Origin of the sequence: Pseudomonas sp. Q2-TVG4-2 (assembly GCF_013620795.1) — a bacterium.
In the GTDB taxonomy this organism is placed as follows: Bacteria; Pseudomonadota; Gammaproteobacteria; order Pseudomonadales; family Pseudomonadaceae; genus Stutzerimonas.
On the sequence record NZ_LGLW01000008.1, the window covers coordinates 93,451 to 114,414 of the forward strand.

Consider the following 20,964-nt stretch of genomic DNA (forward strand, 5'->3'; position numbering starts at 1 on the left):
ATGGCTGAAAATCTGATAGAGGTCCGCGATCTGGCCGTCGAGTTCGTCAGCGGAAATCAGACGCAGCGAGTCGTCGAAGGCGTGAGTTTCGATATTCGCAAGGGCGAAACCCTGGCGCTTGTGGGTGAAAGCGGTTCTGGCAAGTCTGTCACGGCTCACTCGATCCTGCGTCTGCTGCCCTACCCGCTCGCGCAGCATCCGGCAGGCGTCATTCGCTACGCTGGGGAAGATTTGCTCAAGGCAAGCGAGAAACGCATGCGGGGCATACGTGGCGACCGTATCGCCATGGTCTTTCAGGAGCCGATGACATCGCTCAACCCGTTGCACACCATTGGGAAGCAGATCAACGAAGTGCTGCAGATTCACAAAGGGCTAAACAGCAAGGCGGCTACGACACGCACCCTCGAACTCCTCGAGCTGGTCGGGATACCCGAGCCCGCCAAGCGAATTCGTGCATATCCCCATGAGCTGTCAGGAGGTCAGCGCCAACGTGTGGTGATCGCAATGGCGCTGGCAAACGAGCCCGAGCTGCTCATTGCCGACGAACCAACTACGGCGCTCGACGTAACGGTGCAGCTGAAAATACTGGAGCTGCTCAAGGAGTTGCAGGCGCGCCTGGGCATGGCCCTGTTGCTGATCAGCCATGATCTCAACCTGGTCCGCCGAATCGCGCATCATGTATGTGTCATGCAGAGCGGACGCGTCGTCGAACAAGCACCTTGCGAGGAATTGTTCAAATCGCCGCAGCATCCCTACACCCGGGAGCTGCTCGCGGCCGAGCCTAGCGGCGGTCCGGTAGAGGTTGAGACCTCTACGCCGCCGTTGCTGGAAGTGAATGATTTGCGGGTCTGGTTCCCTATCAAGAAAGGGCTGTTCAGACACACCGTCGACCACATCAAAGCGGTTGATGGCGTCACGTTCAGCCTGCCAAAGGGCCAAACCCTGGGTATTGTCGGCGAAAGCGGTTCGGGAAAATCTACTCTGGGGCTCGCGATTCTGCGGTTGCTATCGAGCAATGGCGAAATCCGGTTCAGGGATCAGGCACTGGAGAAGATGTCGCAACGGGCGGTGCGTCCGCTACGGCGCCAGATGCAGGTGGTGTTCCAGGATCCTTTCGGCAGCCTCAGCCCTCGCATGTCGGTCGGCCAGATCGTTGGAGAAGGACTCAGCATTCATGGGATGGGGTCGGCCGCCGAACAAGCGCAGGCGATCATCGATGCGTTGGTCGAGGTTGGACTCGACCCGGAAACCCGCCACCGCTACCCCCACGAGTTTTCCGGAGGGCAGCGGCAGCGGATTGCCATAGCCAGGGCTCTGGTGCTCAAGCCTGATCTGATCCTGCTTGATGAGCCAACCTCGGCACTGGATCGAACCGTGCAGCGGCAGGTGGTGGAGCTACTACGCTCGCTACAGGCCAAGTACAACCTGACCTACCTGTTCATCAGCCACGATCTGGCGGTGGTGCGGGCGCTTAGCCACCAGATGATGGTGATCAAGCAAGGCCAGGTCGTTGAACAGGGAATGGCCGAGGCTATCTTCGCCGCTCCCCAACATCCATATACACAGCAGTTGCTGGAATCCGCCTTTATGGTCCCAGCCACTGAACAACCAGAAGAGGGACAAGCACATGGGTTTTCTTACCGGTAAGCGCGTACTGATCGTCGGCGTCGCCAGCAAACTGTCGATCGCCTCCGGCATCGCCGCCGCCATGCACCGCGAAGGCGCCGAACTGGCTTTCACCTATCAGAACGAGAAGCTCAAGGCTCGCGTCGAAGAATTCGCGGCGGGCTGGGGCTCGGGACCGGAGTTGTGCTTCCCGTGCGACGTTGCCAGCGACGATGAGATCGCCAAGGTATTCGAAGCGCTGGGCGAGAAGTGGGACGGCCTGGATGGTATCGTCCACTCGGTAGGCTTCGCTCCGGGCGATCAGCTTGACGGCGACTTCACCGACGTCACCACGCGTGACGGTTTCCGCATCGCCCATGATATTAGCGCCTACAGCCTGGTTGCACTGGCGAAAGCCGGACGTCCAATGATGAAGGGTCGCAACGGCTGCATCCTTACGCTCTCGTATTTGGGCGCAGAGCGCACCATGCCCAACTACAACGTGATGGGCATGGCCAAGGCCAGCCTCGAGGCTGGCGTTCGCTATTTGGCTGGCAGCCTCGGCCCGGAGGGCACTCGCGTCAACGCCGTGTCTGCCGGCCCAATCCGCACACTGGCGGCCTCTGGGATCAAGAGCTTCCGTAAAATGTTGGCAGCCAACGAAAAGCAGACGCCGCTACGTCGCAACGTCACCATCGAGGAGGTCGGCAATGCCGGCGCGTTCCTCTGCTCGGATTTGGCATCCGGCATCAGTGGTGAAATCCTCTATGTCGACGGTGGGTTTAACACCACTGCAATGGGTGCGATCGAAGACTGATTTATCATGCAAAAAAAACCCGCATCTACATGCGGGTTTTTTTGCCTACACATTGCCTAACGTGATCAGAAAGTTTCGATTTCCGCGTCGGCGTGCAGCATCTGACGGTAAGCGGCGAAATCCTGCTGGCCGCTACGCGAAGCCAGGAAGCGACGGTAGTTCTGTTTGTCTTCCTCCGAAAGCTCGGCTTTCGGCTCGCTGACTCCATTCAAACGAACCACGACAAACTCCCCACCAGACAGGCGGACGCTGCCGTAACTCGGCTCGTCGCTCGCCCCAGGCTTTGGCATCCGAAACACTCGCTGAAGTACTGCTGGCTCAACGCCTTCATGGTTACGCGAGGCGGCTTCGACTGGCTGCCATTGTTCGTCGATCTCGCCACCATCGCGCAGCGTAGCGATCAAACGCTCCCCAGTCTCACCCGCCTGCTCCGCCGCCTTGCTGCGCTTCAGCTGAGCAATGATGTCATCCTTCACTGCATCGAAAGGCAACACTTCCGGCTGTAGGTGCTCTTTCACACGCAGCGCAACGACAGTGTCCGGATCCAGCTCGATGACACCACTATTGGCGCCGTCGATCAGAACTTCGTCGCTGAAGGCCGCCTGGATAACCTGCCTATTGGCCGCAACGCCAGCTCCACCCTCGCGTCCAAACGCCTCGGTCGTCTGCACGGACAAGCCTAGCTCTTGCGCCGGCTGTGCGAGATCGGAAGATTCGAAGGCCGTGTCTTCAAGTTGTTTGCTCGCCTCGACAAAGCGCTGCTCGACCTGCTGGGCCTTGAGCTCACGAACCAGTTCCGGCTTCATGCTTTCCAGCGTGGGTACTTCGGGCGACTGCACGCCTAACAGCTTGATCAGATGCCAGCCAAAGTCGGAACGTACCGGAGCAGACACCTGACCTTCCTCAAGCGCATACAGCGCCTCCTCGAAAGCCGGGTCATAAACGCCGGGACCGGCGAAGCCCAGATCGCCCCCTTCATTGGCCGAGCCCGGATCTTCGGAGATTTCCTTGGCCAATGCGGCGAAATCCTCTCCCGCATACAAGCGCTTGGCGATCTCTTCGATCTTCGCCTTGGCATCGGTATCGCTGGAGCTATCGGCCTCGATCAGAATATGTGCGGCGCGGCGCTGTTCGGCGAGATTGGCGATGCGCTGCTGATAAAGCTCCTCCACTTCCTTGTTTGAGACTTCGACCTGATCGAAGAACGACGCTTTGTTCAGCTCGACAAATTCGAGAACAACCTGCTCCGGCGAGCGATAGCGGTCAGTGTTCTGCTCGTAATGTTCACGCGCCTCTTCGTCACTTACTTCAACCGCTGACGCATTTGCTGGGACGGTGATGGTGGCGAAATCGCGGGTTTGCTGTTCCAGGCGAGCAAAAGCTTCGATCTGCTCGTCCGTGACGAAACCGGAACCGGATATTCCAGCGCGGAGCTGGCCAATCAGCATTTCCTGCTTCAGCAGCTCGCGGAACTGGAGCCGCGTGTAGCCCATTTGCTGAATAACCTGATCGAAGCGTGCCGCGTTGAACGCCCCATCTACGGTGAATTCGGGCGTCTGCAGAATCAGCTGATCGAGCGCTGTCTCGGAAAAGGCGAAGTCGGCGTCACGCGCACCTTGCAGTAACAACGCACGGTCGATAAGGGCACGCAGGGATGACTCGCGCACCAGCTTGTCATCGAGCAGCGATGGATCGAAGTCGCCGCCTAACTGCTGAGCCAACTGCCGGCGCTGCATGTTCATGGCTTGGTTGAGCTCGTCCAGCGAGATTTCCTCACCGTTGACCTCGGCGGCATTTCGGCTGTTGCTGGCAGCATTGAAGATGGCGTCGAAGCCCGTCAATGCCAGCAGCACAACGATGATGCCGATGATGGTTTTGGCAATCCAGCCTTGTGAATTGTCCCTGATGTTCTGAAGCATGCGTCCCCCAGGAGTCAGCTGCGCAATGGTCACTGCAGCACGGGTGGAATCCGAATAAAAGAAAGGCGCATCCAGGGATGCGCCTTCTCGGAGCTTTTGGAGCGGCTGGGCCTTATCCCCCAAGCCCGAACGCAACAGGCATTGCCTGTTCGACTAACCGCTCCAAGCCAGGGTCAGTGCTAACTGACAACTGGTCGGATCGAAAACGCTTAGTTGACAGCGTCTTTCAGAGCCTTGCCAGCCTTGAAGCCCGGGATTTTGGCAGCAGCGATGTTGATCGGCTTGCCAGTTTGCGGGTTACGGCCAGTGCGAGCGGCGCGCTCCTTGACAGCGAAAGTACCGAAACCAACCAGTACCACGGAATCACCAGCCTTCAGAGCGCCAGTGACGGATTCAATCACTGCATCCAGCGCGCGGCCAGCAACAGCTTTCGGGATATCAGCAGATGCAGCGATGGCATCGATCAGTTCCGACTTGTTCACTCTAAGTCCCCTTATTTCTGTTGAGTCGTATCTTTAATTTTTTGGGTGTTAAGCAAAGCGGTGCTGAAATAGCAGCAACACAGAGGGCCGGCTTATATCAAGGCCACCGAAAATGTGTCAACAAAGCCTTTCAGGCTAATGCGTGCTGATTCGCTCCTTGGAATCAGACTCGCGTTTGTCGTCCTTTGCAACAATATCGGGAGCCGCATCAGGCAAGGGCTCCGGCGCGTATTGCAGCGCAATTTGGAGGACTTCGTCAATCCACTTAACCGGTTTAATCTGCAGGTCCTGCTTAATATTCTCAGGAATCTCTTTCAGATCACGCTGATTTTCTTCTGGAATGATAACTGTCTTGATGCCGCCTCGATGTGCAGCGAGCAATTTCTCCTTCAAACCACCAATAGCCAATACCTGACCACGCAAGGTGATCTCTCCGGTCATAGCCACTTCGGCGCGAACCGGAATCTGCGTCAGGGCAGAAACAAGCGCTGTGCACATCCCGATCCCCGCGCTCGGACCATCCTTTGGCGTTGCGCCTTCCGGCACGTGGATATGGATGTCCTGCTTCTCGTGGAAATCAACTGGGATGCCGAGGCTCTTGGCACGACTGCGTACGACCGTAAGCGCCGCGGTAATCGACTCGCCCATTACATCGCCCAGTGACCCCGTCTTGGTCAGCCGGCCCTTACCAGGAACTACTGCCGCCTCGATGGTTAGCAGCTCGCCGCCCACCTGGGTCCACGCCAAACCAGTCACCTGACCAACCTGGTCCTGCTGTTCGGCGAGCCCATAGCGGAATTTGCGCACGCCAAGGAAATGCTCGAGCGACTCGGCGGTGATCTTTACCTCGAAGCTCTTTTCAGTCGCGTGTTCCTTGACCACCTTCCGACAAACCTTTGCCACCTGGCGCTCCAGGCTGCGGACGCCGGCCTCGCGCGTGTAGTAACGGATGATGTCGCGAATGGCCTCTTCGTTGAACAACAGCTCGGTCTTTTTCAGCCCATTGGCCTGGACCTGCTTCGGCACCAGATAGCGAATCGCGATGTTGATCTTTTCGTCTTCGGTATATCCCGGTAGACGAATAATTTCCATGCGATCCAGCAGCGGCGCCGGAATATTCATCGAGTTCGCTGTGCAAAGAAACATTACATCGGATAGGTCGTAATCGACCTCGAGGTAATGGTCATTGAAATTATGGTTCTGCTCGGGATCGAGGACTTCGAGCAACGCGGACGCCGGATCCCCGCGCATATCGTTGCCCATCTTATCGATCTCATCGAGCAGGAACAGCGGGTTGCGGACGCCGACCTTGCTCATTTTCTGGATCAATCGGCCAGGCATCGAGCCGATGTAGGTGCGGCGGTGACCACGAATCTCGGCCTCGTCCCGTACCCCACCCAGAGCCATACGCACAAACTTGCGATTGGTCGAACGCGCGATGGATTCGGCTAGCGAGGTCTTACCCACGCCCGGCGGGCCGACCAAACACAATACCGGCCCCTTGAGCTTTTTCACGCGCTTCTGAACCGCGAGGTACTCCAGAATCCGGTCCTTCACCTCATCGAGGCCGTAATGATCGGCATCGAGCACTTCCTCGGCCTTGGTCAGATCCAGACGCACCTTGCTTGCAGCTTTCCATGGCACGTTGACCAGCCAGTCGATATAGGTCCGCACCACGGTAGCCTCTGCCGACATCGGTGACATCTGCTTGAGCTTGTTCAGTTCCGTTGTCGCCTTGGCATGCGCATCCTTACTCAGGCCGGCATTTTCGATGCGCTTCTTCAGGTCATCGATTTCGTTGTGGCCTTCATCGATATCACCCAGCTCCTTCTGAATGGCCTTCATCTGCTCATTCAGGTAGTACTCACGCTGGCTGCGCTCCATCTGCTTCTTGACGCGGCCACGGATTCGCTTTTCAACCTGCAGCAAATCGATTTCGGCATCCAGCAATGCCAGCACGTGTTCGACCCGAGTCGGCAGGTCGGTGATCTCGAGGATTGCTTGCTTCTGCTCGATCTTGAGCGCCATGTGCGCGGCCATGGTGTCCACCAGGCGCGCCGGCTCATCGATGCTTGCGAGCGACGAGAGCACCTCGGAGGGAACCTTTTTGCCGAGTTGCACGTATTGTTCGAACTGGCTCAGCAAGCTACGCGTAAAGACTTCCGCTTCGCGCTCTTCAATTTCCGACTCATCAATCAGCGATACCTCGGCGCGGCAATGGTCATCCACGTCGAAGAAGCGGTCTATGACGCCACGCTGTTCGCCTTCGACCAGCACCTTGACGGTACCATCCGGCAACTTGAGCAGCTGTAGCACGGTCGCGACGGTCCCCACCCGGAAGAGGCCTTCCTCGGATGGATCATCATCGGCCGGATTTTTCTGGGCCAGGAGCAGGATTTGCTTGTCACCGGCCATGGCGGATTCGAGGGCCTCGATGGACTTTTCCCGGCCAACGAATAGCGGAATCACCATGTGCGGGTAGACCACTACGTCGCGCAGCGGCAAAAGGGGCAATTCGATGGTTGTCTTCATAAATTCAGCTCTACGACGGCCATACGGCGGTGAACGGGAAACACCCTGGCAATCAAGATGAGGGCACGCAGGGTAAAAAACAAGGATGCTGTAGAAAAGCAAAGGGCCCGGAGGCCCCTTGTTCTGTTACGCGTCCGGCGCAGCCTTTGCGGGCGGCTCGCTATTTTCGTAAATGAGTAGCGGCTGCGATGTGCCTTCGATAACACTCTCGTCGATGACCACCTTGCTGACATCCTTCTGCGAAGGGATCTCATACATGGTATCCAGCAGAACGCCCTCCAAGATCGAGCGCAACCCGCGTGCTCCGGTCTTGCGCTCCAGTGCGCGGCTAGCAACCGCTTTGAGTGCATCGGTACGGAACTCGAGGTCCACGCCTTCGAGCTCGAACAGCTTCGCGTACTGCTTGGTCAGCGCATTCTTCGGCTCGGTCAGGATCTGAATCAGCGCGGCCTCATCCAGCTCGTCAAGGGTAGCGATGACTGGCAGACGCCCCACAAACTCGGGAATCAAGCCGAATTTGACCAAGTCATCAGGCTCAACCGCTCGCAGCGATTCCCCGATCTTCTTCCCCAGGTCCTTGCTGCGCACCTCGGCGTTGAAGCCGATGCCGCCCTGGGTCGAGCGACCCTGGATAACCTTCTCCAAACCGGCGAACGCCCCGCCACAGATAAACAGGATGTTCCGCGTATCGACCTGTAGGAACTCCTGCTGCGGATGCTTGCGCCCGCCCTGCGGCGGCACCGAAGCGACCGTACCCTCGACCAGCTTGAGCAGTGCTTGCTGCACGCCCTCGCCTGACACGTCACGTGTGATCGATGGGTTGTCGGACTTGCGAGAAATCTTGTCGATTTCGTCGATATAGACAATGCCCATTTGAGCCTTCTCGACATCGTAATCGCACTTTTGCAGCAGCTTCTGGATGATGTTTTCAACGTCCTCGCCTACATAACCAGCCTCGGTGAGGGTGGTGGCATCGGCGATGGTAAAGGGAACATTCAGCAGCCGCGCGAGCGTCTCTGCAAGCAACGTCTTGCCCGAGCCGGTCGGGCCGATCAGAAGAATGTTGCTCTTGCCCAGCTCGACCTCTTCTTTCTTGTCGCGCTGGTTGAGTCGCTTGTAGTGGTTGTAAACAGCCACTGCCAGGATTTTTTTGGCGCGCTCCTGACCAATGACGTACTGGTCGAGAATGCCGCTGATCTCCTTGGGCGCAGGCAGTTTTTGCGCGCTGCTCTCGGCCTGTGCTTCTTGCACCTCCTCACGGATGATGTCATTGCACAAGTCGACGCACTCGTCGCAGATAAAGACCGAGGGTCCGGCAATCAATTTGCGTACTTCATGCTGGCTTTTGCCGCAGAAAGAGCAATAGAGCAGCTTGCCGGAATCCTCGCCGTTGCGGGTGTCAGTCATTCGATCGATCCAATCGGGAAGGCTTGAAATACAAGATGAAGGCAAATGCGGGCATTTTCAAGGGCGCACAAAGCGCGCATGACGGGTGCCCGCTAACTACGCCCTCCAAGACCAGCATTTAGACCGGCAATTGCCGTTTTTCGTGAACAGCATCGACGACCCCATACTCCAACGCTCGCGAAGCACTCATGAAGTAGTCTCGATTGGTGTCACGCTCGATCGTCTCCAGATCCTGCCCCGTATGATGGGCTAGCAACTGGTTCAGCCGCTCACGAATGTAAAGAATTTCACGCGCGTGGATATCGATGTCCGAAGCCTGCCCCTGGAAGCCACCCAGAGGCTGATGAATCATCACACGGGCGTTCGGAAGGCAGAAACGCTTGCCCTTCGCGCCACCGGCGAGCAGGAACGCGCCCATGCTGCAGGCCTGACCGATACAGGTTGTGGAGACATCTGCCTTGATGAACTGCATGGTGTCGTAGATGGCCATACCTGCGGTTACGGACCCGCCTGGCGAATTGATGTACAGGTGAATATCCTTCTCGGGGTTTTCCGCCTCGAGGAACAACATCTGCGCGACGATCAGGTTGGCCATGTAGTCTTCGACCTGCCCCACCATGAAAATTACCCGCTCTTTCAGGAGGCGGGAATAGATGTCATACGCGCGCTCGCCACGAGCAGACTGCTCGATAACCATTGGCACCAGGCCGCCAGCCGCCTGGATGTCTGGTGCTTGCATAAACGGATTGCCGGACATTTCCAACGAAACTCCCTATGTCATGCCGCAAAGACATAAGCCAGCACGAGGCTGGCTTATGAATATGCATATAAACGGTTGAAGAGGCTCAGGCAGCTTGCGGAGCTTCCGCAGGCTTCACTGCTTCTTCGTAGGAGACCGATTTGTCGGTCACTTTAGCCTGCTGCAGGACAGTATCTACAACTTGTTCTTCGAGCACAACAGAACGGACTTCGTTCAGTTGCTCGTCGTTCTTGTAGTACCAGGACACCACCTGCTCCGGCTCCTGATAGGCGGAAGCCATTTCTTCGATCAGCTCGCGAACGCGCGCATCGTCAGGCTTGAGCTCGTACTGCTTGACTACCTCGGCGACAATCAGCCCCAGCACTACGCGGCGCTTGGCCTGCTCTTCGAACAGTTCCGCCGGCAGCTGATCAGGCTTGATGTTGCCACCAAACTGCTGGACAGCCTGGACACGCAAGCGGTTCACTTCGTTGTCGATCAGGGCTTTCGGCACTTCGATCGGGTTGGCACTCACCAGACCTTCCATGACCTGGTTCTTGACCTTGGTCTTGATGGCCTGACGCAGTTCGCGCTCCATGTTCTTTTTGACTTCTGCGCGGAAACCTTCGAGACCACCTTCCTGAACGCCGAACTGAGCGAAGAACTCTTCGTTCAGCTCTGGAAGTTGAGGGGCCTCAACGCTGTTGACGGTCACGGTGAACTCGGCAGTTTTACCGGCCAGATCGAGGTTCTGGTAGTCCTCTGGGAACGTCGGGTTGATAACCCGCTCTTCGCCAGCTTTGGCACCAACCAGTGCAGATTCGAAGCCAGGGATCATACGACCCGAGCCCAGGACGAGCTGTGTACCTTGCGCCGAACCACCCGCGAAGGCTTCGCCGTCGATTGTGCCGACGAAATCGATATTCAGCTGATCGCCGTCCTCGGCAGCACGGTCGGCTTTTTCGTAGCGGGTGTTCTGCTTGCGCAGAATGTCGAGCATGTTGTCGACGTCCGCATCGGCCACTTCGGCTTGCAGACGCTCGATCTCGACACCCTCGAAGGCAGCAACCTTAAATTCAGGGAAGACTTCGAAAGTCGCAACGTACTCCAGGTCCTTACCCTTTTCGAACACTTTCGGCTCGACTGCGGGCGCGCCAGCCGGGTTCAGTTTCTCCGCAACTACAGCTTCATAGAATGTGGCCTGGATAAGATCGCCCAGTGCTTCCTGGCGTGCGGCAGCTTCGTAACGCTGGCGAATGACGCTCATCGGCACCTTGCCGGGACGGAAACCTGGGATCTTTGCACGGCTGGCGGTCTGTTGCAGACGCTTGTTGACTTCGGTCTCGATGCGCTCGACCGGCACGCCAATGGTCATGCGGCGCTCAAGAGCGGAGGTGCTTTCAACAGAAACTTGCATGGATTTTCCTCGTTGCACAGACATAAGCCGGCGTTCCGGCCCCAGAATGGGCAAGCATTCTAGTGGCTCGTACAACAGAAGTCACCCCGCCCGTCAGAGCAGGTCAAACGGAGCCATGAGTTACTTTCGGGAAGATTTTGGCCAAAAGGACGACATTGCTCGCGAAGAGCCTGCTTCTTCGCACAGCCACAGCGCCGGGCTCCGCCAAACGACGAGATTTCAGGTTCTCCGGTCCAGCGATGACCGGAGGTGCCCGATGGCCTGCAGACACATAACCGCGTGCGTTGTCATAGCTCCGCGTCGAGCATTTCGGCGCGCACTGTTAATCCACCAGCAGCCGCAGTTCCGCTGGTCTATGTTATTAGAAAGCTGATGCCAGAGCCCTGGCGCCTACAGGACGAGACGAACCATGACAGACGATATTGGAAAACTGGTATTGAGAGTATCAGTGGCTCTGCTGATTCTCTTGCACGGGATCGCCAAACTGCAGAACGGTATCGACGGTATCGCCGGGATGCTGGGCGGCTACGGGCTGCCGGCATTCATAGCCTACGGCGTATACCTCGGAGAGGTGGTTGGCCCGGTACTGGTGATCATCGGTTTGTTCACGCGTATCGGTGCACTGCTCATGGTCGGTAACATGCTCTTCGCTTTTGGTCTGGCTCACCTTCAGGAACTGTTCTCGCTCGGCCAGTCGGGTGGATGGGCGCTTGAGTTGCAGGGCATGTTCCTCTTCGGCTCGATCTCCATCGCCTTGCTCGGCGCGGGGCGCTACAGCGTTGGCGGAATCAATGGACGCTTCAATTAGCGCGCGGTTTCATCTGCAGGGCGGATCGCGAAGCCGTACCCGTTATGCTCTATATCCGGGCGTCCTGCGCGCCTGCCGCCTGTGGAGTTCTTGCTCATCGGGTCGGCGCGCCACGTTGCCCAGGACTGAGGCAATGCCGCTCGCTCCTCGCTATGATCGGGCCCCATGACAGTTTCGGTTCCGATCCGCCCCCCCTGCCCGCCTACTGCCTGCATCTGCGGGCATGAACAACTGCTGGCAACGCCCGGCAGCGATTTGCGTATCCTTCGACTGACCCGGCGCGAGGAGAATCGGCTGCTCGAACGATTGGAGAACATGTCCAGCCTGGAGGACCTTGAGCACATGCAGCAGCGAATTTTCCACCAGCTGGGCATTCGCCTCGAAATCGCGCCAGGCTCCAACGAAGTGCGCAGCATGCGAGGCATCCGCATCGAGCTAGCAGAGCTGCCCGGACTCTGCCGCAAGACCCGTCAATCGATTCCCGCCGCGATCCGTCGGGCGCTGGAGAGACGGCCGGAGATCGCCTACAGCCTGCTCAACGCCCACGACCTGCTGCGCGACGCCTGAGTTCACCGTGCCTCCACACGGTGGTTCCGGTGATAGCGCTCGCTAACACCTTCTGCGATAGTTGTCCGACCAGTTGAGTCTCGGCTGGCATGCCGTTCGCCCATAAGGCGTTCGGTGTCTGTGACGCACCATTCGCTTCGCTGCCGCTATCCATCCGCAGCCTGCCGCGTCTCTACTCGCGCTACCCGCGCGTCCCGATGGCCAATCCGCCGTCGCCGCTGCCCGTCGCTACCATTAAGCGTATGGCCGTTCGCCGATAAAAACCAAAAGACCGATCCGAACAAGGACGCCCCATGAAACTGACCCGTTGCTTTACCGCGCTGGCCGTCGCTGCCGCCCTGTCCGCGAGCCTCTCCGCCTCGGCTCGCGAATATTCCGTTTCCACCGTGCTTTCTGATGCGTTCCCCTGGGGCCAGGCGGCTCAAAAGTGGGCCGATCTGGTCGAAGAGCGTTCCAATGGTGAAATCACCTTGCGCGTCTACCCCAACGCGCAGCTGGTTGCCGGGGACCAGACCAAGGAATTCTCCGCCATGCGCTCCGGATTGATCGACATGGCGGTCGGCTCGACGATCAATTGGTCGCCGCAGGTACCGGAGCTGAATCTGTTTTCCTTGCCATTCCTGATGGCCGACAGCGCTGACCTCGACGCCATCACTCAGGGCGAGGCCGGCAAGCAGGCTTTCAGCGCCATCGAGAAGCGCGGCATCGTCCCGTTGGCCTGGGGTGAGAACGGCTTCCGCGAGCTGTCGAACTCGGTCAAGCCGGTCAGAACGCCAGCGGACCTGGCCGGATTGAAGATTCGCGTGGTCGGCTCGCCGCTCTTTCAGGACACCTTTACCGCCCTCGGCGCAAACCCGACACAGATGAGCTGGGCCGACGCCAAGCCGGCGCTCACCACTGGCGCAGTCGACGGCCAGGAAAACCCACTGTCGGTATTCGACGTTGCACGTGTCGATCAGGTCGGCCAGAAATACCTGACGCTTTGGCATTACATGGCCGATCCGCTGATCTTTGCGGTCAACCAGCGCATCTGGAAGCAATTGCCGGAAGCCGACCGCGAGCTGCTGCGCCAAGCTGCCATCGATGCGGGCAGGTGGGAAATCGAACTCTCCCGAAGCGGTGAAGCCAAGCGCCTGGAGGACATTCGTGCCCGCGGCGTGGAGTTGGTCGAACTGACCGAAGAAGAGCATCAGGCCTTCGTCGAGGCGACCCGTGGCGTACATGAGAAATGGACGCCAAAGATCGGTGCCGAACTGGTGGACGCAGCACGCGCAGCCATCGCTGAGTAACAACTGTTCTGCCCGGCGACGTCATGTCGTCGGGACCCGAGGAAACCCATGAACAATCGACAGGACGCGCGCCTGGAACGCGTGCTGGCCACGCTGGCGCTGGTCGTTATCAGCCTGATCAGCCTGGCCAACGTAGTGGTGCGTTATTTCACCGACGCCTCCTTTGCCTTCACCGAAGAGCTTTCGGTGTTTCTGCTGGTCATCCTGACTTTTGCTGGTGCGTCCGTGGCGATGCGCAGCAATCGCCATATTCGCATCAGCTTGCTCGAACGACTTTTCCCTCGCCTACGCACGCCGCTGATCCTCCTCCAATGGCTCGCCAGTATGCTTGTACTCGGCCTGGTGGTCTGGTTCGGCGGTCAGTTCGCTCTGGAAGAATACCAATGGGAATCGGAGTCTCCTGGCCTCGGCCTGCCGAACTGGTGGTATGTCGTCTGGCTGCCATTGTTGGCGTTGGCGATAGCCGTGCGGCTGAGTCAGATGACCCTCGATCGGCTGCACGGGAGGCTCTCGGATGAGCCCTGATTTCCTGATGCTCGCCAGCTTTCTGTTGTTGCTTTTGATCGGCGTACCGGTGGCGTTCTCCCTGGCACTGTCCGGAGCCATCGGCATCCTCGCCGGGCTCTCGCCTGACATGCTGGCGACGCTGGGCACCAATACCTACAACGGCGTCGCCAAGTATCCGCTGATTGCAATACCGCTGTTCATCCTCACCGGCCTGGTATTCGAAAAATCCGGGGTAGCACTGCGCTTGGTGCGCTTCGCCCAGGCTTTGATCGGCCCACGCCACGGTGGCCTGGCGATGGTTGCCATCCTGGTCTGCCTGATCATGGGCGGCATGAGCGGATCGGGCCCGGCGGACGCCGCAGCAGTGGCCATGGTGATGCTGCCAAGCATGACCCGCGCGGGCTACCCGAAGCCATTCTCGGCCACCCTGATCGCTGCATCGGCCTCCACCGCTATCCTGATCCCGCCGTCCATTGCGCTGATCCTCTATTCCATCGTCGTGCCGGGCGTAGACTTGCGCGCGCTGTTCGCCGCCGGCCTGTTTCCGGGAATCATCGCCGGATTGGTCCTGCTGCTGCCGGCCTGGCTGTTGGCGCGTCGCTACGGCTGGGAAAACCCGGAAGATGCCGAGCGTCCGCCGTTAGGCGAGAGCTTTCGCCAGGCGCTCCCTGCGCTGTTCGCGCCGGTACTGATCCTGGGCGGCCTGCGCAGCGGCTTGTTCACTCCGACCGAAGCGGCCGTGGCCGGCGTGACGTACGGCGTATTGGTCGGCTTGTTAGTCACGCGCGAACTGAGCTGGCGCAATCTGTGGCGTCTTTGCGGCGAAGCTGCGGTCATCTCGGGTGTGGTCATGCTGATCATCGCACTGGCTGGCATCTTCGCCTGGGCAGGTACCATGCTCGGCACATTCCGGCATTTGGCCGAATGGTTGATCTCGCTGTCGGATAACAGCGCGGTACTGCTCATTCTGGTAATGATCGCTGTGCTGTTGGCCGGCATGCTGCTGGATGCGATTTCCATCTACCTGATCCTCATGCCGATCCTGATTCCGGTCATGCAGCACTTCGGCTGGAACCCGGTGTGGTTTGGTATTTTGCTGGCGATGAATATCGCCATCGGCCAATTCACGCCGCCGGTCGCGATCAACCTGTTGGTCACCGCCGAAGTGGCCAAGATACGCTTGGAGCAGACGGTCGGCTGGGCGCTGCTGTTCGTCCTGGTGATGGGAAGCGCGCTTGTGCTGGTCGCAATCTTCCCGGAAATCGCGCTGTGGCTGCCAAGAGTGCTTGGGTACGCGGTCTAAGCGGCGGCCACCACTACGTACGCGCAAACAAGGTTCGACCTCTTTCCCTCCAGTCGCGCTCAGCTCGTGCTTGGAACGGAACAGAGGTCAGCTTCGTCGCCTGCCACTGCCGCCACAGCGAAGACATCTCCCTGAACGGGCTAAACAAAAGCGGCGACCAACCGATAACCCGGCATGCCAAACGAAGCGCCTTCCTCAAGGTGTTCGAGCTGCGGCTGCCAAACCGGTTTCGTCGCGCTGCTTCGTTTGCAAACGGGTGCCGAGGTTTCGGTATCGCCTATCTGCAAACGGAGCCCACCGTGCAACTCATCGATAACCGCGCGTTGATCAACGAAGCCTTGAGCCAATCTGCGGCGCTGACTGGCGGTCGTTTCGATCATCGCTACTGGCTAAGCAAAGTGACAGATGTAAAGTTGCTGATCATTTCCAAGCCGGAGGTGCTGTTCGACCTTTCCGTGAAGGTCTACATCCCGCTAGCGCCCGGGCAGAAAGTTCCGCTGACGTACGGAGACGGCTGGTTCAATTGGCACTTTCTCGGCAGCAAGAGCGCGGTAGTCACCATTGCCCGCGAAATCCTGTCCATTGCGATGCGCAACCAGAAGGCTAATTCGTCCGTACTGCAGGCCTGGCTAGCGGAGCTTGTGTCGTTTAAGCACAGCGACCATACCATCGCCGTGCTCGAACCTGAGCCAAACCAGGACCAGGCGGGCATCTAGGTCTGTTATCCATTTCTGCGAACCGCGCATCCATCCTAGCCATCTCGCCCGAGCCAAGCGCCGCCTCTTCGTAATCGAGTTCGCACCGCAAAGTCTGCAGCATCTGCTCGTCGATCGCCTGAAGCCTCCTCATCCGGTACATTTCTTTGCGCTGTGCACGTGAATGTCGCATTCCAGCGCGCCGGCATCTGGCGCGCCTGGTTCGCCCGACCGTGGTGATCCAAGTCCGCCCTGCGAGACACAGTGTCCAGCAAATAGGACAGCGTTGCCGTTCATGTCGCGTCCGCTGGACAGCCGACAGCATTGACACATATCCCGTCTACGCTTGGTTTCGTGACGCTAGAGGCGCGCGCCGGCGGCCAGCGACCGACCATCGGAAGCGGAGCCTCAATGGCCGCCCCTGGCACGTCTTTGGCTCCGATCGATACGCCTGGCCGCTGCCGTATCCTTTCGCCCGGGCGCACTCGCCTCGTGGCGTCTGCCGCGGGGCACGACAACAAGAAGAAGGAAGCCCTCATGAAAGCACCACGTGCAAGCTGCGTACGCGCAGTGTCGTCGCGTCTTTTGCTGGCAGCCCCGGCCCTGCTGGCAGCGGCGATTGCCGAGCCCACCCTCGCTGCCAGTTGCAACGAACTGTCCGGCGTCCGGGTTCCCGCTGGCGCCATCGCGCTACCGACCTCAGGCGCTCGAGTCACGTCCGCGACACTGACACCGGGCGGTGGCAGCGCACCGCAGACGTTCGGCCCACATTGCGACCTGAACGTTGAAATCGCCCCGGTCGATCCGAGCGCACCAACGATCAGAATGCGCATCGTGCTGCCTGAGCAGTGGAACAGCAAAGCGATGATGTACGGCGGCGGTGGCTACAACGGCACCGTTCCCAACGTCGCCGGCAACGTCCCGGCTGGCCCCGCCGATCGACCAACTCCGCTGGGCCGTGGCTATGCTGTGTTCGCCAGCGACTCGGGCCATGTGGCCAACCCCCTCAATCCAGGTGATTTCGCCTGGAATGAGGAGGCACTGGCCAATTACGCCCACGATGCGCTGAAGAAAACCCGTGATACCGCGATGTACCTGATCGAACAGCGTTACGGTCGGCCACCGGTTCGCAGCTACTTCGCTGGCGGGTCCACAGGAGGCCGCGAGGCGCTTGCAGTGGTGCAGCAATGGCCAAAGGACTTCCACGGCGCCATCGTCCTCTACCCAGCCTACAATGCGGCGGCACTGGATCTGCAGTTCGGACGCATCACTCGAGCGCTAGCCGCCCCAGGCGCCTATCCCAGCCTGGAAAAACGTGCAGCATTGCTGGAGGCGGCGATACAGGCGTGCGATGGGCTGGATGGCGTAGAGGACCGAGTGATCAGCAACCAGGCGGCGTGCAATGCCCGTTTCGACCCGGCGAAAGCCACGCTGAACGGCCGCCCATTGCGCTGCCCTGCCGGGACCGACAGCGGTGAGCGCTGCCTGTCCGATGCGCAGATCAACGCGTTGAAGGTCTTCGACACCCCGATCCGCTTCAGCCAACCACTGGCCAGCGGCGAGCGTGGTTACCCCGGTTTCAATACCTGGGGAACCGATCTCGGCCGTCCCGGCGAGGGTTTGCAACTGATCGTAAACAGACTGGGGTTGAATACCCTGCAGCCGGATTATCCGATGCCAGTGCACGGCACAGGCTTCGCCGAAGGCGCGCCGTACCATTCGGGATTCTGGGATGAGTGGGTTCGCTACTTTGTCACGCGCAATCCGGCGTTCAACTCGCTTACGCTGGACCCGGCCAACCTGGGGCCCTGGCAGGCACGGGTCGACGCGCTGTCGTTGCGTCAAGATATTAACCAGACCGATCTTTCGGCCTTTGTCGCCAATGGCGGCAAGATTCTCATGGCTCACGGCACTTCGGATCAGTTGGTCAGTACCCGCGCGACCGCGGACTATTACCGACGTGTCCAACAGGACATGGGCGTCGGCCAGACCCGCCGGTTCATGCGCTACTACGAAATTCCCGGCTACGCGCATGCCGCCAGCACAGTATTCAACGCCGCATGGGATTCCTTGACGGCCCTGGAACACTGGGTTGAAGAAGGCATCGCGCCCAAGCGGCAGATGGTCACCGATACCGTCGCCGTACCGGGCCGCACCCGTCCGCTCTGCGAATACCCCGCCTGGCCGAAGTACAAAGGTGGCAACGTAAACGACGCATCGAGCTTTGTTTGCGTAAGGAGCCAGAAAGGCCAGCACTGAGCACGCTGATCGGCCAAATCCAGCCGGGACCATCCTGCACCTGCAGCGCTGGCCCGATGGATTCGCCCGCGAAGCCTACGCCGTGGTCAGCCGTTGCGACTTGATCACGGCGATACCCTTATCGCATTCCAACCCAGACGACTGAGCCGTCCAACTCCCAATACATCGACGAACCGATTTCTGAGCATGTCCAGCCTGACTGACAGGCTTGCCCGCCGTCCAGATTGTCAGGGCGCATTCGGGTGAGCTGTCCGGATCGCTCTGCCTCGCATATCGCGGGCCGCCTCACCTTTTTCTCCCTGGCTCGCCGATGCTGGCACGGCATTCGCTCTGACACACTCACTTGATCCGGGCGCGCTTGCCAACACAACAAAGCCTGAACGACGGCCCGGCATGCCACTCGTTCCAATCATCCCACGAACATCCGCCACTGATTCATCCGCAACGCTGCATCCATAACAACAAGAGGAAACCCCATGCAACATGACCGCAAAACCATCTGCCACCTGCTGTGTGCAGGAGCCACTCTGACCATTGCCGGACCGTCCAGCGCGGCCTTTATCGAAGACAGCAAGGCCAGCGTCGAGCTACGCAACTTCTACATGAACCGTGACTTCCGATCGGGGGCTGGGCAGTCCAAGGCCGAAGAATGGGCTCAGGGCTTTATCCTGAAGATGGAGTCCGGTTATACCGAGGGGCCGATCGGCTTCGGCGTCGATGCCCTCGGTCTGCTCGGGGTCAAGCTAGACTCAAGCCCGGATCGTTCCGGTACCGGAGTTCTGCAGAGAGACAGAGAATCGGGCCGCGCGCAAGATGACTACGGTTCGGCAGGCCTGACCGCCAAAGCGAAGATGTCCGATACCACGTTGCACGTCGGCACCCTGCAGCCGATCCTTCCGGTGATCATGCGCAACGACAGCCGCCTGCTGCCCAACACCTACCGCGGTGCCTGGCTGCAGAGCAAGGAAGTCAGTGGTCTCACCTTCGACATTGGCAAGCTCGACCGCATCAGCTATCGAGACTCGTCAGACAGTGAGGAAATGACTGTCTTCAACGGCGGCCTGCGTAACATCAGCTTCGGTAACAGGACCACCAGTGATGAGTTCCTGTTCGCCGGCGCTCGCTACCAGATCATGCCCGAGCTGACCGGCAGCTATTACTACGGCGGGCTGGACGGCATTTACGACCAGCACAATTTCAACCTGGTGCATGTGCTGCCGATCGGTGACAACCAAAGTTTCAAATCCGATCTGCGCTACGTGCGCTCCACCGATGACGGCGGCAGCAACGTCGACAACAATGCCTTCGGCGCCCTCTTCACCTATAAAATCGGTGGGCATGGCTTTACGGCCGGTTACCAGAAGATGAGCGGCGACACCGGCTTCGCCTATATCAGCGGCGGCGATAATTCGCTCATCAACCTGTTGCAGATCAATGACTTCGGCAACGAAGATGAGAAATCATGGCAGGTTCGTTACGACTATGACTTCACCGCCATGGGTATTCCTGGACTGAGCCTGATGACCCGCTACGTGACAGGCGATAACGTCGACCGGGGTGCCGGCCTGAGCGAAGGCGAGGAGTGGGAACGCGATACCGACATTGCTTACGTCATTCAGGATGGTCCGCTGAAGAACCTGGGGATGAAAGTGCGCAATGCCACGGTGCGCAGCAACTTTGGCTCCGATCTGAACGAAACCCGCCTCATCGTCAGCTACGCCCTGCCGCTCTGGTAAGAGCAGAACGCAACACCTATGACCTACTTGTTGTATTTACCGGGCCCATGCGGCCCGGTTTTCATCGCATCAGCCGCGAAGAAATGCCAGCACGCGCTGGGTGAACTCATCGCCAGCTTCAACGTTGGATAGGTGCGCGGCTTCGAATTCCACCAGCTCGGCACCAGAGATGCGCTCCTGAATGAAACGGCCATGCTCGGGCGTGGTGACCGGGTCTTTGCCGCCGCAGACGATCAGCGTCGGCACCTTGATCGCCCCGAGCTGCTCACGGTAGTCGGCATCGCGCACTGCTGCGCAGTTGGCGGCGTAGCCGGCTGGCGAGGTGCTGGCGATCATTTGGGTAAGGCGGCTGGTCTGGGCCGGCTCGCGGCTGGCGAAGGTTGGCGTGAACCAGCGCGAAATAGAGGCGTCTCGCATGTCACGCATGGCCTGCTCGCCCCCTTCCAGCACGGTTTCGATGCGGTCGTTCCACACCTCTTCGGTCCCAATCTTCGCGCCGGTGTTGCAGATCACCAGCCGCATCAGCCGCTCACCGGCGTTGATCCCCAGCCATTGACCGATCAGGCCGCCCATGGACAGGCCACAGAACGCAAAACGGTCGATCCCCAGCGCATCCACCAAACCCAGCACATCGCGGCCGAGTTGTTCGATGCTATATGGACCGGGTGTAACGGAGGAGCCACCGTGGCCGCGTGTGTCATAGCGCAATACATGAAAGTGCTCGCTGAACGCTGGCACCTGCGGGTCCCACATACCCAGATCGGTCCCTAAGGAATTGGATAACACCAAGACCGGTGCATCGACTGGGCCATCTAGACGGTAATTCAGTTCGCCATCGGCGAGTTTTACGCTGGGCATGGAATGTTCCTTTCTGAATAACGG

The 20,964-nt window shown here is 59.2% G+C and carries 17 protein-coding genes; 10 read left to right on the forward strand and 7 right to left on the reverse strand.

Annotation, left to right across the window (positions count from 1 at the left end):
* Together H3028_RS17285 and fabI are read left to right on the forward strand one after the other, a co-directional pair.
* The gene (locus H3028_RS17285; protein WP_181298464.1) at nucleotides 1–1,647 is read left to right on the forward strand and encodes an ABC transporter ATP-binding protein; all 1,647 of its coding nucleotides are present in this window, start codon (nucleotides 1–3) and stop codon (nucleotides 1,645–1,647) included.
* Complete coding sequence (gene fabI / locus H3028_RS17290; protein ID WP_181298465.1) at nucleotides 1,628–2,422, forward strand: enoyl-ACP reductase FabI; 795 nt, start codon at nucleotides 1,628–1,630, stop codon at nucleotides 2,420–2,422. Before H3028_RS17285 ends, fabI begins: the two co-directional genes overlap by 20 nt.
* A 65-nt stretch (nucleotides 2,423–2,487) precedes the next feature.
* Here fabI and H3028_RS17295 read toward each other — a convergent pair whose 3' ends face one another.
* The 6 genes from H3028_RS17295 to tig form a co-directional block, all read right to left on the reverse strand.
* Nucleotides 2,488–4,341 carry a SurA N-terminal domain-containing protein gene (locus H3028_RS17295; RefSeq protein ID WP_181298466.1) on the reverse strand — a complete coding sequence of 618 codons (1,854 nt, stop codon included), beginning with the start codon at nucleotides 4,339–4,341 and terminating at the stop codon, nucleotides 2,488–2,490.
* Between the two features lie 209 nt (nucleotides 4,342–4,550).
* Complete coding sequence (gene hupB / locus H3028_RS17300) at nucleotides 4,551–4,823, reverse strand: nucleoid-associated protein HU-beta (RefSeq protein WP_003282502.1); 273 nt, start codon at nucleotides 4,821–4,823, stop codon at nucleotides 4,551–4,553.
* Nucleotides 4,824–4,958: 135 nt separating this feature from the next.
* A complete protein-coding gene (gene lon / locus H3028_RS17305) occupies nucleotides 4,959–7,355 on the reverse strand; it encodes an endopeptidase La (protein WP_181298467.1) in 2,397 nt (798 codons plus the stop codon).
* A gap of 126 nt (nucleotides 7,356–7,481) precedes the next feature.
* Complete coding sequence (gene clpX / locus H3028_RS17310) at nucleotides 7,482–8,762, reverse strand: ATP-dependent Clp protease ATP-binding subunit ClpX (RefSeq protein WP_181298468.1); 1,281 nt, start codon at nucleotides 8,760–8,762, stop codon at nucleotides 7,482–7,484.
* A 118-nt stretch (nucleotides 8,763–8,880) separates the two neighbouring features.
* Entirely contained in the window at nucleotides 8,881–9,519 is a 639-nt protein-coding gene (gene clpP / locus H3028_RS17315; protein WP_168423755.1) for an ATP-dependent Clp endopeptidase proteolytic subunit ClpP, read from the reverse strand.
* Nucleotides 9,520–9,607: 88 nt separating this feature from the next.
* On the reverse strand, nucleotides 9,608–10,918 hold the full coding sequence (gene tig, locus H3028_RS17320; RefSeq protein ID WP_181298469.1) for a trigger factor: 1,311 nt from the start codon (nucleotides 10,916–10,918) through the stop codon (nucleotides 9,608–9,610).
* Between the two features lie 409 nt (nucleotides 10,919–11,327).
* Here tig and H3028_RS17325 point away from each other — a divergent pair, with 409 nt between their 5' ends.
* From H3028_RS17325 to H3028_RS17360, 8 genes are all read left to right on the forward strand, one after another.
* On the forward strand, nucleotides 11,328–11,726 hold the full coding sequence (locus H3028_RS17325; protein ID WP_181298470.1) for a DoxX family protein: 399 nt from the start codon (nucleotides 11,328–11,330) through the stop codon (nucleotides 11,724–11,726).
* Between the two features lie 165 nt (nucleotides 11,727–11,891).
* Nucleotides 11,892–12,293 (forward strand): hypothetical protein, encoded by a 402-nt coding sequence (locus tag H3028_RS17330; RefSeq protein WP_181298471.1) that lies wholly within the window; start codon nucleotides 11,892–11,894, stop codon nucleotides 12,291–12,293.
* Nucleotides 12,294–12,586: 293 nt separating this feature from the next.
* Nucleotides 12,587–13,582: a DctP family TRAP transporter solute-binding subunit gene (locus H3028_RS17335; protein ID WP_181298472.1), complete on the forward strand. Its 996-nt coding sequence runs from the start codon at nucleotides 12,587–12,589 to the stop codon at nucleotides 13,580–13,582.
* Nucleotides 13,583–13,630: 48 nt separating this feature from the next.
* On the forward strand, nucleotides 13,631–14,107 hold the full coding sequence (locus tag H3028_RS17340) for a TRAP transporter small permease (protein ID WP_181298473.1): 477 nt from the start codon (nucleotides 13,631–13,633) through the stop codon (nucleotides 14,105–14,107).
* On the forward strand, nucleotides 14,097–15,392 hold the full coding sequence (locus H3028_RS17345; RefSeq protein ID WP_181298474.1) for a TRAP transporter large permease: 1,296 nt from the start codon (nucleotides 14,097–14,099) through the stop codon (nucleotides 15,390–15,392). Before H3028_RS17340 ends, H3028_RS17345 begins: the two co-directional genes overlap by 11 nt.
* A gap of 299 nt (nucleotides 15,393–15,691) precedes the next feature.
* On the forward strand, nucleotides 15,692–16,108 hold the full coding sequence (locus tag H3028_RS17350; protein WP_181298475.1) for a hypothetical protein: 417 nt from the start codon (nucleotides 15,692–15,694) through the stop codon (nucleotides 16,106–16,108).
* Nucleotides 16,109–16,624: 516 nt separating this feature from the next.
* Nucleotides 16,625–18,346, forward strand: coding sequence for a tannase/feruloyl esterase family alpha/beta hydrolase (locus H3028_RS17355; protein ID WP_181298476.1), 1,722 nt, complete (start codon nucleotides 16,625–16,627; stop codon nucleotides 18,344–18,346).
* A 476-nt stretch (nucleotides 18,347–18,822) separates the two neighbouring features.
* Entirely contained in the window at nucleotides 18,823–20,082 is a 1,260-nt protein-coding gene (locus H3028_RS17360; RefSeq protein ID WP_181298477.1) for an OprD family porin, read from the forward strand.
* A gap of 69 nt (nucleotides 20,083–20,151) precedes the next feature.
* On the opposite strand, the gene pcaD is transcribed toward H3028_RS17360, so the two are convergent.
* On the reverse strand, nucleotides 20,152–20,940 hold the full coding sequence (gene pcaD / locus H3028_RS17365) for a 3-oxoadipate enol-lactonase (RefSeq protein ID WP_181298478.1): 789 nt from the start codon (nucleotides 20,938–20,940) through the stop codon (nucleotides 20,152–20,154).
* Nucleotides 20,941–20,964: the final 24 nt, after the last annotated feature.